A 14,540-nucleotide genomic window follows, 5' to 3' on the forward strand; every position below is an offset into this window, starting at 1 on the left:
TTTATATTGAAAACACACATTGATAAAATCATAAATTCCAATTTTCAGAATATGAGTGAGCGCAATTTTTGGCAACGGTTTTGTGTATGATTAGTGGCGTGTTTAAGGACCTAATTTAGCAAATAAAAACCAAATAGAAAATCCGCGAGGATTTTCGTAAGTAGGCGGAAACTAGCCATTAATTATAGTCCATGTGACCCATTTGAAGTCTTTTTCAAAGAAAGACTATTCGGGAGAATATAGTTAAGTGTAATATTTACCTCTTGTTCTGATACTACTATCTTCTCGGTTATAATTTCTATGATGTTACGTTTTTGTCGCTTAGTTAGTTTGTCCCAATTTTCATATAATGAACGTGCTTCTTCGATAATATATCCGCTAGATTTAAATTGGTCTTTGAGTGCATATACTTCACCTTCAATCTCTGGAATTTTACGTTTGAGTTGTTCTATTTGAGTATTTGGTTTGTTGTAGTATTCATCAAATCGTTCTGTTTCAATTTTACCTTGTTCATGTAACTCAAATACTTTTGCAATTTTTACTTCTAAAGTTTCAATCTTATTTTTAATATTTTCAATCTCTTGTTCTTTGTCTCCGATGATTGTATGTGTTCCATCAAAATAACGATTGACTTCATCTTCTGAAATTATGAATTCGGTAAGTTGTTCTTTGAAAATGGCTTCAATATCTTCTATGTGGATTTTTCGTTTACACTTTTTGCAGGTGTACTTTGGATTACTTGATGGCACATACATACCTCCTCCACATTCGCAGAATAAGTAACTTGTAAATAAATGAACTTTCTTGTTGAGTGGTTGTATTTTCTCTTTTTCTTGCTTTTGGATAATAGCATTAACTTCATCCCAAACCTCATCAGAAACAATACGTGGTGCTTCATGGATATACCATTCTTCTTTATCTCTCATAACCGTTTTACCATTCTCATCTATTTTAGTGATGTGTGAACGGCGTATTCCTTTTGCGGTCGGGTCTTGGAGTAATCGTTTTACGGTAGTGCCAGAGAACAGGCTTTTTCGTTTAGTACGATATCCTTTATCATTTAATATATTGGCTACAGTAGCATAACGTTTATGTTCCAAGAATAAATCAAACATCATCTTGCGGATAGGTGCTTCGTGTTCATCAAGTTCCATATCATCTTTACCAACACGTTTATAGCCAAATGGAATGCCCCCCATGACTTTTCCCATTTTTGCTCTAACCTCTACAGATGACTTTATACGCTCAACAATATTCTCTCGTTCCCACTGACTCATCGCTGAAATTATCGTGTAGAAAAACCTACCAGATGGAGAACTTGTATCTATTGATTCACCGAGCGAAACTAAATCAGCATTGTGTTTTTGAAAGTGGTCTGAAAATTCAAGGAGTTCTTTTACATTACGAGCAAGACGAGATATTTTAGAAAATATTAGGGCATCTATGTGTCCACTTTGTATATCTCGCATCATACGTTGTGCTTCATGATGTGAAATGACGCTTTTACCGCTAACTGCTTCAAGGTGATATTCTTCTACAATTTCCCACTCTTTGAGTTCCGCATACATTTTTGCCTTTTGTAAATGATGCTCTGGACTATCTGAATTCTGTTGTAATTTTGTGGATACTCGAATCCAAACGCCAATTCGTTTTTTCATGACTTCTAAGTTTCTGTGAATGAACAGCTAACCTAAAGGTTTCATTTGAAACACGCAAAAGAAAGCTAAAATAAGTCGAGTTTTGTTTGTGTTTCTGTTTTTGGAGTAAATGTACCAATAATCACAAAAGGATTTCTTCCTGTAAAATGAAAACGCTTAGTGGTTCCTAGAAATAAGTGTAAATCTTTAGTTTTAGCAAAGTCATCAATATACTTTTTCTTTACCAACTCACAAGCTCTTTCTTCACTACCACTTCGGTAAAGACAATTCCAAAAAAGTTGTCCTATTTCCCAGTCTTCAATCATAAGAGTACTTCTGCGACCATTAATATCTTCAAAAGTGTATGAGAATTTATAGGGTAATTTCTTAACTACTTCAAATCCTTTATCAGTGCTTTCAAAAAGATTGAATTGCTTAAGGCTTGCGAGCTTCTTTTCATCCCACTCTCTATCAACTTCTTCAATAACAAAATCGACAATTTTTGTTGGTTTAAATACAGCAAGTGAAGTTCCAATATTTTTATCCTGTGCTTCTGCAATCAGCTTGGTTAAATCGGTATGAATATGGCTTAACACTATTTCCTTACGAAGTGCCCAGTTACCTTTAGTATCCAGCTCTCCAATTTTCACAAATGGTGTATCGGCAGTTCTTGGACGAAAACTCTCTGGTCTAAAATCAGAATCATTTTTAACCAAATCTACTTCAACCCAGTCATATTTTTTGTACTGGTCATTGTAATCCTTTTTACGGTACTCAACAGGATAGATACGAATCCACCTACCATCTTCCGTAAAACCTGCCGTGCAGACCAACTCATCATATTTTACTGATAATGTAGGATAGGTTTTTACGGTTATGAGTACCTTGGTTTTCAAATGAATTTATAGATTTTTTTGTGGAATATTCCAGCCCTTTAATTTTTGTATTTCTTTGGCAACAATTCCACGATGGCACATGCACACTTCTTTTTCAAAGCACGTAATTGCAACTCTAGTATGTTGCTCCGATAATTCCTTTAATTGAAGTAAATAATCGATATTTGTTTTTAATGTTGTTTTCTTATACGAATCAAATAATTTTTTATAATCATTTAAACTATTAAGTTCCTTTCGTTCTTGTGATTCAATCCCCAGTTGTGGCAAATGCATATATGCTATACCAATACTCTCACAGGCATTTTTGAGCTGACTTTTTGAAAAGCCGTATTTCATGCTAAAAGAATTCTTTCTCACATCAACTAATAAACGTACATCGTTAATAATTAGTTTATTTAAATACGTCTCAAGTGAAATACCTTCATAGCCAATAGTAAAAAACATTGGCTCTTCAAATGTTCTCTTTTGAGCATTAACTTTTTCAAGTTCAGTTTTTGTCAGCACTTTTTCTGCAATCTTACTTTTGGTGGCAAAAAAAGGATAGTTTCTGTATGTTTCTTTAATTAAATCTTCTGCTTCAAAATCTTTGTAGTTGTTAATAACCCAAAATAAGGTTGCTCTATCTTCCTTTTTTAATTGGGACGCATAATCATCTGTATCAATACATTTCCATGTATGATTGTTTTTTTCAATATTGCCAAGTTTTATCATTGTAAGTAGATCTTGGTTTGCTTGAAATGAAAAACAGCCATATTTATAAGGTACAAAATCAAATGCTTTTTTCTCTTGTTTACGTGTAGCTAGAAATAATAGTTTCTGGAGATTTAAATTATCTAAGACTCCTCCAAATTCTTGTATAAGTGCTAATAAATATTTTCTTCTATAGTACATTAATTGTTATATGGTATCTATAATTAAAATCATAGGCAAATCTACAAAATCCAATTCATTCTACGTTCAAAATAATCTAAATAGACAATTGGTATAAGTCTTTTTTACAGCTTTTTGTGAGGTAAGCTAGCCTTTCTTCTATCATTAAAACTGACCCTGCTTGACATCCAATCTATCAAGCATCAACGAGAGGATATACAAAACATGCAATATAAAGAAGGAAAATGGGGTATAGTATCCTCTTTAAATTAGTAAATGGAAAACCCCTATTTGTAGGTATTTTAATCTTTAGATTTTTTTTTATCTTTATCAAAACTTTTAATTATGAGCCAAATTAATATAAACTTTAATGTCAGTAGAAAGGATGCGAAAATGTTTATTACTTCGATAGAGTATGTCATTCTTAACACACAAAACCAACAAGCGAAAAAACGTCTCTATACTATACTTAATGAGATAAAATTTGATTATTGGAAAGATGATAAAATACTTCTTTTTGTATCTCAAGGATTACGCATTGTTACTCGTAAACCTATTCATCTGAAATCCAAGTTACAGTCTGAATTAGGAATTCCAGAAATATGGATTCACAGGACACTCTATAAAATGTGTAATGATATTATTGAACGATTAATGCATTTAAGTAAGAAAAATAAACCCTATAAGAGTGTTACACCAAATCAAGCAAGTACATGTAAAACTGTACATGATATCATTAAACTAATAAGAAGTACTTATGACAAAGCATAAATTAATATATTCCGTTTTTTTAGCAGGTTTTTTTACCTTACATATATCTGCACAAGATAATTCTTGGAACACTAGTATTTCAATAGGAGAAGCTTCTGACAATATCTATACTAAATCTCTTCCAGCAAAATATATTGCAACCTATCCATCTGACCCAACAAAAAGTAATTCATATAGTATTAATGGTTTTGTAGCTTTAAATTTTAACTATGGAGCAACAAAGAAATACCCAACATCACGAGTTTCTATTTTCTATGAATTACACAAAAACACCTTAATTAAAAAAGAACAAGACGTGTATCAATTAGGTCTTTCATTCTCTAAAATATGTGAATTTGGAAATGACAAGGCTCCTATATATATTCAACCAGAAATATCAATAAAGTTTTCTGAGGATAGAGAGGAACAAAAAAAGGGTCTTCAATATTTAGCATATACTTCTTTCAAATGGTCAAAGGATAGTTCTACTGAATTTATAAACTATTTACTTCCCGATAGAGTGTATCCAACCAATGACAGAACAAATATTCCAACCGATGAGAACACTACTATTAAAGAAGGAAAAGAACTGCTTAAAAAGCATCGAAAAATAGATTGGTCTAAAAAATTATATCCATCAGATTATCTACAAATTAAACACACCCATAGTATAGGTTTAGAACATATTGGTTATGAAAAATTAAGTATGTTTAATGTTAATTTAAATCTTGAAATATATCCTTTCAGCGGTTTACTCTATTCAGCTTTTGGAAAATATCAAATATTAAAATTTAATTACTCTTTTTCACACAGATCAAAATTAAACACTTCTGAAAGCAACCTCTTTGTTGGAAACTTAATAAATAAAGGAGTATCGCTCAATTATGCAATAGATGACGATGGTAAAACATCTTTTTCTCTTGGGTATGAGCATTCAGATGGTGGAAACCCTCTTAAAGGATTAAAAGACAGTACATTTGGTCAATTATCAATTGGAGCAAAAATTAACATATAAGGTAACCCAAAAAGCACTCAACCGAGTGCTTTTTGGGTTAATAAATTATCTCTCTTTTATTTCAGTATCTTCTTTTTCTCTTTTTTAGAATAGTGATAAATAATATTAGGAATAAAAGCGATGAACCAAAAGAATAAAGCAAGTAAAATGTGTATTCCTGTTGATGCAGTATTTCGTGTTAATAAAAAATACTCTGGTGTTTCTTCTTTTAAGTTCCAATCATTAGCAAGATACATTTTCATATCTTTTATGGCTTCTTCTCTTTTCTGTGTTTGTTGTTCTTCCATTTTAATTTTGCTTTGATTTCTGAATTTCTGTTTTAATCATCTTCATTTCGTTAACATCAATATGTCTCCACGCTGTTTTAATAGCTTCTTGGTAGTATCCCTCTAGTGCTTTTGCCGTAGGGTTATACACCCCTGTATCCTCCGACATTAATTGTCTTGGTGTTGGTTTTCCTGTCCACGTCTTATTCCCTTGTGCCATAATCTCCTTACGTGGTAATGAAATTGTTTTCTTCCAAAACTTCTCCCCTGTGAATGGGTCAGTTGCTTCGATAATAATATTCCCAAAATGATAGAAAGTTCCCGAAACGGTGTAATGATTTGGTGCATTTTTACTGATAGCTTGCGCCCAATTAGTTTGCTTTTTGAGTTGTAAATTTCCTTCATCTTTTAAGCTAATTCTAATCTCTAGTGCAATGTCAGAGTTCTTCTTGTCTCCATAGACCATCTCGTCACGGTTTTTAAACGGTCCACGTAATGAAAATCCTTTAGCAATTAACATTTCTTCAAAGTCATCCGCCATGTTTTCGATAAAGGTAGAATAAGGCTGTACTCTCAAATTTGGGTTCTTATCGGCAAAGACAGGATTAAGAAGTGCAATAGTAATATCAGCACTTCTTGGGTTGGCACGTTCTGGTGGCGTGTAGTCGAAGTTTGCGTTATACCTCGGTACTTCATTCTGTGCTACTTTGGCGGTTGAACCACAACTTGTAAGGATTACAAGACTTAAAATAAATAAGATTTTTTTCATAATGTACTGTTTTATATAAGTTAAAGGGCAAACATAAAAAAAATATCAATATAAGTGGTAAAAAATAAGTGGTAATTTAAAACAAGTTAATAATTCAACTTTGTTTATCGCTAATACTTATATATAACAATGGCTAAAAAACAAACCTTAACTAAAGAATTTGACCCAAGAGCATTAAAAGTTGCTCAAAAGTTAAAAAAAATAAGAATTGAAAAAGGATATACTTCGTATGAGAATTTTGCTATAGATAAAGGAATTAAAAGGATGCAGTACTGGAGAATGGAAACAGGTGCTAATTTTACCTTTAAAAGCTTGTTAAAAATATTAGATGCTCATGAGATGAGTTTGGCTGAATTTTTTGAAGATTTTAGTTATGACGAAGAATAATTAGTAAAAGTTTTCTAGTTTGTAATGTAAAATGTATATATTTGTAATTAAAATTAAAAAATATATATTATGAAGAAAATTAAACTTTTAGTATTAATTACTGTTTTTACTTTTTTACAAAGCTGTGAAAATTCAGATGAAAACTTATTAGAAAACCCAAACTCTTTAACTGAAGATTTGATTGACATTGAAGATTCTTACTCAAAAATTGAAACAGAATATATCGAAGGAGATATCAAAGATGAGTTTTTATTTTCCAAAGGAGATTTTAAAAATGAAACTTTAGCAAATGAAGAGACTTTAGAGTTAATTACTGCAAAACTAAATGAAAATTTTTCAAAACAAGTAGTCTATAATAGAACGAGTAACTCACAAGCTGTTGGAGTTTTTAAAAATGGAACATGTGGGGCTTATAAAGAGCTTGTCGTTTTTATGGATGCTGAAGATAGCAGAAATGCTTCTAGAAGGTCTGGTTTTACAGGTAGCAGTAATATCGATTATCGCGGAAATGTAACTTTGCGATTTTGTGTTGTAGATAATAACCCTTTTAGAAACGTTACAGGAGGGACTTATGCAGTTTTAAATATAAATTCAACAAGTTATGGCAACTTCACTATAAATAGACATTTTGATAATGAAGACAGGCGTAATTCAAACAGAACGACTTACAATGGAAGTAGAATATATTCTTTAGGTGCAAATAGATTTGGTGGAAATACAATATTATCTTTTAAAGGATATGGAAATCCTACAAATGGAAATCCTGGTACTCGAGGATTTATGGCTTTTCCAAATATTGGAGTTTCTTATGGTGTATTAGGTGATGTTTATAGACATGTTTCTACTTCTTATCCATGGCAGGCTGCTAGCCCACCAAGAAATAGTTATTTCGGTTATATCAATTCTGATGATGAAGATAGTCGTAATGCTAATTATTGTGACAGAATCTTGTCTAATGGAAGCAGAACAAGAGTTTCTGGAAGAGTAAGTAACCTTTTGGTTGCTGACAGAAATACTACTTTATATTTTACTAAAATAAAATAAATTAAATAGATAGTTTTTAATAGCTTCAATATTTTCAATATTGAAGCTATTTTTTTAAAATAATTTTAATGATAAGTAAAATCAAATATATAGCCTTATGTGGGCTTATTTTAGCTTTTTTTTCTTGTAAAAAAAAGCAAGAATATAGAATTAATAAAAATAAATCCATTGTTGCAACAATAGATTCAATCTCTATCACTCAAAACGAAGTGGATTTATTTGTAAAACAAAAATTATATGATGAATTGAGTAGGATTCATTTAATAAGAAAATTAGCTTTAGATGAAATAATAAATAAAAAAATTTTAAAAAGGCAAGCTGATAAACAAAAAATAACAACAGAAAAGTTATTACAAAGTTTATATGATAAAAAAGTTAATGATAGTAATATAATTAAATTTTCTAAAGAAAATGATTTTGATAAACAGGGTGTAAATTCAATTGAAAAAAATATAGTTAATTATGATATTAACTCAAAAAAAGGTAATGCCCTTCTTATAAAAAGGTTTAAATCATTTATTTTATCTAAGTATATTGATTCTCTTAAATCAAAAAGTAAAATCAATTTTTTTTTAAAAACCCCAACACCACCTAAAACTAAATTAGATCAATCATTAGTTCATTTTTATGGAAATAAAAATTCAAAAGTAACACTTATTGAGATATCTGATTTTGAATGTGATATGTGTAGAGAATACAATCCAATCTTTAAACAACTTTTTGATAAGTATAAAGATGATGTTGCTTTTGGTTTTGTTAATTATGGTTCTTATGTCTCTAAACCAGCTATTGCCTCTGAAGTTGCAGGAATGCAAGGAAAGTTCTTAGAAATGAAAGAGTTACTTTTTAAAGAAAATAATAACTATACTGATAATAAAATTGAACTTTTGGCGTTAAAACTAAATTTAGATATTAAAAAATTTAAAAATGATTTTAATAATCCTGATTTAAAAAATAAACTAAAAGAAAACTATGACTTAATTCATAGATCAGGAATCTATGGAACACCTACAATACTAATTAATTATAGAATAATGCATAATTCATCTTCAAAAGAAGAATTAGAGAAATTTTTAGTCAAAAAAATTAAAGAATCTAAAAAATAATTTTTCTGTATGAAAACAAAATCACTTAAGACCTTTATTTTCTTGTTTATTATTTCTGGGTTTGTCATTACTTCTTCTTGTCGTAAAGATTTTGATACTGTTTTAAATACTGGGGAATTAGAATTTTCCAAAGATACGGTGTATTTAGATACTGTTTTCACCAATATAGGTTCAAGTACATACTCCCTTAAGGTCTATAATAGAAGTAATAATGCCATTACTATCCCAGAAATTAGATTAGAAAATGGTAATAATTCTAATTATCGTTTAAATGTTGATGGTATATCAGGGAAAGAGTTCGAAAATATTGATATTCTAGCAAGAGATAGTATTTTTGTTTTTGTGGAGACAACAATTGATTACTCTCAAGTAAGTACTCCTCTTTATGAGGATAAGCTATTGTTTGATAATGGCGATAATATGCAATCAGTAACGTTAATAACGCTAGTTCAAGATGCTCACTTTTTATACCCTTCCAAGAGTAATGGTATTATAGAAACTATAGTAATAGATGGAATCAATACTGAAATTCAAGGAAGATTTCTGAATGATAATGAACTAAATTTTATTGATGAAAAACCCTATGTTGTATATGGCTATATGGTTGTTGGGGATGAAAATAATGCATCAAAAACCCTAACCGTTAATTCAGGAGTTAAGGTGTATTTTCATCAAAACTCAGGGTTAATTATTAATAACAATTCAAAAATTGAAGTTAATGGAAGTCTAAATCTTGATGGACAAGAAGAGACTGAAGTTACTTTTCAAGGTGATAGGTTAGAACCTGCATTTAAAGATATTCCTGGTCAGTGGGGAACTATTTTATTTAGAACGAAAAGTTTCGGCAACAAGATTAATTATTTAAACATAAAGAATTCCAGTATTGGATTAAATGTTTTTGGTGATGGAGGTAACGTAAACAACATTAGTATTAAAAATACTAAAATATATAATAGCTCTTTTGTTGGGGTTTGGGGAGAAAATGCTAATATTGAAGTAGAAAATTTAGTCATAAGTAATGCAGGGGTGTCTTGTTTCGCAGGAGTATCAGGAGGTAATTATATTATAAAGCATTCTACTTTTGCAAATTATTGGAATAGTAGCCTTCGAAATACTCCTAGTTTTATATTGAGCAATTACAATATTTTTAGAAGAGAGGGAGAAGTAATAGTAGCGTCAAATTTAAATAAAGCTATCGTTTCAAATAGTATTATTTTTGGAAACAATAATATTGAATTAAGTTTGGAAAAATCTGATCAAGCGGATTTTAATTATTTATTTCAAAACTCCGTTATTAAATTTGATGATACAGGAGGAAATTTTACTAATAACGAACTATTTAATTTCAGTAATATTAATATTTATAAGGATATTATTTTAAATGGTAATGTAGACTTTAAAGATGTTACATCAAATTTGTTAGAAATAGATACTAACTCAAATGCAATAAGTAAAGCAAGAATTAGTATTACTCAAGAAGTCCCAATAGATATAAAGGGATTAGAAAGGGCATTTCCTGCTGATATTGGAGCTTATCAATTTGAAAATTAAAAAAATGTTTCATTCAATTATAACTTTTGATTTTATAAAAGAAGAGGCTTGGAAAAAGCCCAATCCATTATTATCAATGTTAGTGGGTGGTGATGCGGGTGCAGGACTATACACACCTCCATCTTGTTTAAATTGTTCCAATAGAAACTTAAAATAAGAATAAGCCTCCTGTGAAATGCTACTCATTTTAATATTTATCTCATCACCAATAAAATAATAATAATACCCAAAATCTTGAGGAGACGCACCATTATCTAAAAAAACTTCAATATTTCCTGAATTTAAATTTTTATCTGATAATACTTCAAATTCCCAATTAGTTATTCCATTATGATTAGTTCTTTCAAAGTTTTGGTTAATAAGATAATAATTTTTAGTTTCTTGTGGTTCAAAAAAAGATAACAACGGAACATAATATTCTTGACCATCTTTTTCAGAAACTCTTAATTCATAAGACAGTGAATTAATTATTGGCGGAGGTTTCATGTAATCTGAAGCAGAATATGTTTTTCCTTCTTTTGTTGTTACAGTAAGTGTATATAAATGGTTGGGTTCGCCCACAAAATTTGTAGTTCTATAGTAGCCCCCTTTGTTAAGAACAATTGCATCATTACTGTTTTCAGGAACAAGCATCAATTGTTCTGTTTGCCCTGAATCATCTGAAATTATAACTATTGCGTCTTCTATAATTTCAACATTCTCATCTATATCTAGATAATTATTTTTAATGAATGCACCTGTAGAACTTTTAGTTATTCTAATATAATGAGGTCCAGTATTATTCTCAACTAAGCCTTCGATAACTACTCGTTGTTGTACTTTATCTAAATCTAAATTAAATTCTTCTACGCAACTAAAAAATAAAATAAAGCATAGACTACAAACTAAATATTTTTTCATTTTTTTTTAAAATTTAAAATTATAACCAACATAAGGAGAAAAACCATATAAATACATTTTATAAGTCTTATTAAATTCTAAATTGGTATTATCCTGTTTAACAAACAGGGAAAATATATTTTCCCTGTTGTATAAGTTATATATACCAAAAGACCATTCTCCTTGCCATTTCCTGTTTATATTATTCTTAGACTTTAAATTAGCGGAAATATCCATTCTATGATAGGCAGGAAGACGATACCCATTTCTTTCTGAATAATAATTAAAAGCAACTCCATAAAAATTGAAGGTTCCTTCGGGTAATGTTATATATCCCCCCGATGTAAATTTAAAAATTGAAGAAATAGTAAACCTTTCAGAAAATTCATAAGAAAAGGTTGTAGAAATATTATGCTGTTTATTAAAAGAGGTTGGATACGAACGACTATTATTAATTCCTTCAATAGTTCTTGCCGTATTTGACCAAGTATAACTTAAAAACCCATTAAATTTACCCGTCTTTTTTTCAAGTAAAAACTCTATTCCATAAGCCTCACCAGTTCCTGAAAGTACTTGAGTTTCAATATTAGGATTTAAAAATAAATCTGCATTGTCTATGTAATCTATTACATTGTCCATGCTCTTGTAATAGACTTCTGTAAAGAAATCAAAGGTTCTATCTTTAGCACTACCGTAATAACCTAAAGAATATTGGTTGGCAGTTTGTGGTTTTATGTGTGTATCTGAAGGAAGCCAAACATCAGTAGGTAAACCAACAGTTGAATTACTAATGAGATGCTGATATTGTTGTGTTCTCGTATATGAAGCCTTAATTGCATGACCATTATTTAAAATGTAATTTGTTGAAATACGTGGTTCTAAACCTTGGTAAAATTTTACTAACTCTCCATTATTATATTTTTTTGTAGCTGTAATATTAAAATCTTTATCATATTGATTAACAGTTGCATTGCCTAATAAGAAAAAATTAGAGTACCTTAAACCATAATTTACTTTAAAATTATTGCCTATTTTTTGAGTATTATTTATATATACACTTCCTTCAATTGTTTTTTTGTCATCTAATTCAAATCCTCTTGTAATAGATTCTGTATTTCTAGGAGTTAATTTACCAGGTTCATAAAAATGATTTTCAACGGAAAAACCAAATTTTAAATGATTAGAAGCGTTTGCAAAAAAATCGAAATCCGATTTTAAATCTAATTCTTGCATATTCGCAGACCACTTAAACTCTCTTGTATCGTCTTTCAAAATATAAGAATAGTCATACTTGCTATACACAAGCATTGTGTTTGAAAATAACTTACTATTAAATGTGTGGTTCCATCGTAAATTTCCAATTACATTTCCCCAATCCATACTGCTACTATCATCTATATCAATATAGAAAAAATGATCTCTACCTATATAGGTAGAAAAATAAAGGTGATTTTTTTCATTTAATTCTACATTTACCTTGGCGTTAATATCAAAAAAATTAATTTCGTTATTTGGGCTGAAATTATTTAGACTACTGACACCTAAAGATTGTAAAACACTTCCGAGAGTATTGGATGTAAGACCCGCATAACTATAACGACCGGAAAGCATAAAAGATGATTTTTCTTTTACAATAGGAGACTCAATTGTAAATCTACTAGCGATAAGACCTACACCACCGCTTATTTTCTGTTCTTTATTATTTCCTTCTTTCATTCTTACATCAACAACAGAAGACAATCTACCTCCAAATTGAGAAGGGATAAATGACTTATAAACTTTCACATTTTTTATCGCATCAGGATTAAAAACAGAGAAAAAACCTAATGCATGAGATGGATTATATATTGGCGCATCATCTAGCAAGAATAAGTTTTGGTCATGAGAACCACCCCTTATGGATAAATTAGTAGTACCCTCATGGGATGTTTGAATTCCTGGTAGTAATTGAAGTCCTTTTAATATATCGACTTCACCAGCTACAGCGGGCAATTTTTTTATTCTATCTAAGTTTAAAATATGGCTTCCTGGTTCAGAATTTGTAATATCATTTTTACCTTTTGCTCTAATCAAAATTTCATTTAAACTTTTCGAATCTTCAGTTAAATTAATATTTAACAAGATGTTTTCTGTAATGTTTAGACTTTTTGTATAGGTCTTATATCCTAAATAGGATACTTTCAGCGTACTTATACCTTTAGGAATTTCCAAAGAATAGAAACCATATGAATTTGATATAGCATATGAATTTGTATTAGGGATAAATACAGTAGCACCTATTAATCTTTCCCCATTATTAGCATCAGATATTACACCATGAACGGTGTAATTTTGAGAAAAAAATGTAATACTAAATAGTAAAAAAATATAGTTTATTTCTTTTTTCATAGATAAAAAATAGTTAATCAAATGTACTTATTTTTTAAAAAAAAGAACTATTTCATTTAGCAAAATTAAAAACACCAAAACGGTGTTTTTTAATCTGTCATATAGAAATGAGTAATACCAAGAGAAACAGCATCAAATGAACCAGTTACATAGGCTTCTCCTTCATAACATTTTCTTTTTTCAACAAGTCTATCTTTCATAGAATCTATATTTTCAGAAATAGCTTTTGCAATTTCATATTTGGTATGTGCATTGAAGTTACTAAATACAAAGCGAATATCTTTTCGTGAATAGGTATAAAAATTAATATTACGTTCTTTGCAAAATTGAGTTAGTTCCTTCAGTAATTTAGATATGCGTTTTGATTTTCTTGATTTCTGATAATCTTCAATAACAATAGTATCAGGTTCATAATAGGCAATTTTCTCACGAATTTTCTTCATAACTTTTGCGTTTGATATTGGTCGTGGTTTAATGGCAACCGTTTGAGCTATTTCAACTGTCAAAGCATCTTTCATAATAGCAAAACCAAAGCCAAGAGCATTAGGGAAGAGAGCCATTGTTAGTCCAGATTTGTGGGACTTAATTTCTTGACTCATATTCATGTTCTTGGTTTAATAGATTGACAACTTCATTTAAATATGCTATTCTTTTAATACTCTTCGGGGATTGATTTACATTAAGTAAATCAATGAGTCCTAGACTTCGATGCACGAGATTACGTTTTACTGTTTTGACGAGTGGTATGAACAAATCATTGAGCGTTGCTCCGAAGAGGATATGATACGTGAGGATAATTTCTGGAGTAGGATTGCGTTGTCCGTTTTCATAGCGGATTAGGTTGGGCGGTTTCATATCTAGTAAGGTCGCAATATCTTGCTGTGGTATGCCTGCTCGTTCGCGAACGTATTTCAAATTATTTTTCATTATTATATTAAACAGGCGATGGCATTACTGATGTCCATCGCCTGTTTTAATTGTA

General features: G+C 30.0%; 15 protein-coding genes. 6 read left to right on the forward strand and 9 right to left on the reverse strand.

The features are described from left to right. Positions 1–182: 182 nt before the first annotated feature. From MC378_RS14085 to MC378_RS14095, 3 genes are all read right to left on the reverse strand, one after another. Positions 183–1,658: a recombinase family protein gene (locus MC378_RS14085; protein ID WP_242179414.1), complete on the reverse strand. Its 1,476-nt coding sequence runs from the start codon at positions 1,656–1,658 to the stop codon at positions 183–185. Positions 1,659–1,723: 65 nt separating this feature from the next. Then, positions 1,724–2,533: a hypothetical protein gene (locus MC378_RS14090; RefSeq protein ID WP_242179415.1), complete on the reverse strand. Its 810-nt coding sequence runs from the start codon at positions 2,531–2,533 to the stop codon at positions 1,724–1,726. A 6-nt stretch (positions 2,534–2,539) separates the two neighbouring features. Then, the gene (locus MC378_RS14095; RefSeq protein ID WP_242179416.1) at positions 2,540–3,424 is read right to left on the reverse strand and encodes a DUF488 domain-containing protein; all 885 of its coding nucleotides are present in this window, start codon (positions 3,422–3,424) and stop codon (positions 2,540–2,542) included. Positions 3,425–3,748: 324 nt separating this feature from the next. Between MC378_RS14095 and MC378_RS14100 the strand changes: the two genes are divergently transcribed. Both MC378_RS14100 and MC378_RS14105 read left to right on the forward strand, forming a co-directional pair. Then, positions 3,749–4,174 (forward strand): hypothetical protein, encoded by a 426-nt coding sequence (locus MC378_RS14100; RefSeq protein WP_242179417.1) that lies wholly within the window; start codon positions 3,749–3,751, stop codon positions 4,172–4,174. Then, the gene (locus tag MC378_RS14105; protein ID WP_242179418.1) at positions 4,161–5,168 is read left to right on the forward strand and encodes a hypothetical protein; all 1,008 of its coding nucleotides are present in this window, start codon (positions 4,161–4,163) and stop codon (positions 5,166–5,168) included. Before MC378_RS14100 ends, MC378_RS14105 begins: the two co-directional genes overlap by 14 nt. A gap of 56 nt (positions 5,169–5,224) precedes the next feature. Here MC378_RS14105 and MC378_RS14110 read toward each other — a convergent pair whose 3' ends face one another. Both MC378_RS14110 and MC378_RS14115 read right to left on the reverse strand, forming a co-directional pair. Further along, positions 5,225–5,455, reverse strand: coding sequence for a hypothetical protein (locus MC378_RS14110; RefSeq protein WP_242179419.1), 231 nt, complete (start codon positions 5,453–5,455; stop codon positions 5,225–5,227). A 1-nt stretch (position 5,456) separates the two neighbouring features. Beyond that, positions 5,457–6,203 carry a hypothetical protein gene (locus MC378_RS14115; RefSeq protein WP_242179420.1) on the reverse strand — a complete coding sequence of 249 codons (747 nt, stop codon included), beginning with the start codon at positions 6,201–6,203 and terminating at the stop codon, positions 5,457–5,459. A gap of 129 nt (positions 6,204–6,332) precedes the next feature. On the opposite strand from MC378_RS14115, the gene MC378_RS14120 reads away from it, so the two are divergent. From MC378_RS14120 to MC378_RS14135, 4 genes are all read left to right on the forward strand, one after another. Beyond that, a complete protein-coding gene (locus MC378_RS14120) occupies positions 6,333–6,590 on the forward strand; it encodes a helix-turn-helix domain-containing protein (protein WP_242179421.1) in 258 nt (85 codons plus the stop codon). A 69-nt stretch (positions 6,591–6,659) separates the two neighbouring features. Continuing rightward, positions 6,660–7,634 carry a hypothetical protein gene (locus MC378_RS14125; RefSeq protein ID WP_242179422.1) on the forward strand — a complete coding sequence of 325 codons (975 nt, stop codon included), beginning with the start codon at positions 6,660–6,662 and terminating at the stop codon, positions 7,632–7,634. Between the two features lie 68 nt (positions 7,635–7,702). Beyond that, complete coding sequence (locus MC378_RS14130; protein WP_242179423.1) at positions 7,703–8,740, forward strand: thioredoxin domain-containing protein; 1,038 nt, start codon at positions 7,703–7,705, stop codon at positions 8,738–8,740. A gap of 9 nt (positions 8,741–8,749) precedes the next feature. Beyond that, on the forward strand, positions 8,750–10,291 hold the full coding sequence (locus MC378_RS14135; protein WP_242179424.1) for a hypothetical protein: 1,542 nt from the start codon (positions 8,750–8,752) through the stop codon (positions 10,289–10,291). Positions 10,292–10,300: 9 nt separating this feature from the next. Here the strand turns inward: MC378_RS14135 and MC378_RS14140 are convergent, their stop codons facing one another. The 4 genes from MC378_RS14140 to MC378_RS14155 all read right to left on the reverse strand — a co-directional run bounded on the left by MC378_RS14140 (position 10,301) and on the right by MC378_RS14155 (position 14,485). Beyond that, positions 10,301–11,191, reverse strand: a complete 891-nt coding sequence (locus MC378_RS14140) for a DUF4249 domain-containing protein (protein WP_242179425.1) — start codon at positions 11,189–11,191, stop codon at positions 10,301–10,303. Between the two features lie 6 nt (positions 11,192–11,197). Beyond that, positions 11,198–13,558 (reverse strand): TonB-dependent receptor, encoded by a 2,361-nt coding sequence (locus MC378_RS14145; RefSeq protein WP_242179426.1) that lies wholly within the window; start codon positions 13,556–13,558, stop codon positions 11,198–11,200. Positions 13,559–13,647: 89 nt separating this feature from the next. Next, on the reverse strand, positions 13,648–14,157 hold the full coding sequence (locus MC378_RS14150; RefSeq protein ID WP_242179427.1) for a hypothetical protein: 510 nt from the start codon (positions 14,155–14,157) through the stop codon (positions 13,648–13,650). Then, a complete protein-coding gene (locus MC378_RS14155; RefSeq protein ID WP_242179428.1) occupies positions 14,141–14,485 on the reverse strand; it encodes a helix-turn-helix transcriptional regulator in 345 nt (114 codons plus the stop codon). Before MC378_RS14155 ends, MC378_RS14150 begins: the two co-directional genes overlap by 17 nt. Positions 14,486–14,540 lie beyond the last annotated feature (55 nt).

It is taken from the genome of Polaribacter marinus, assembly GCF_022662535.1.
Lineage (GTDB): Bacteria > Bacteroidota > Bacteroidia > Flavobacteriales > Flavobacteriaceae > Polaribacter > Polaribacter marinus.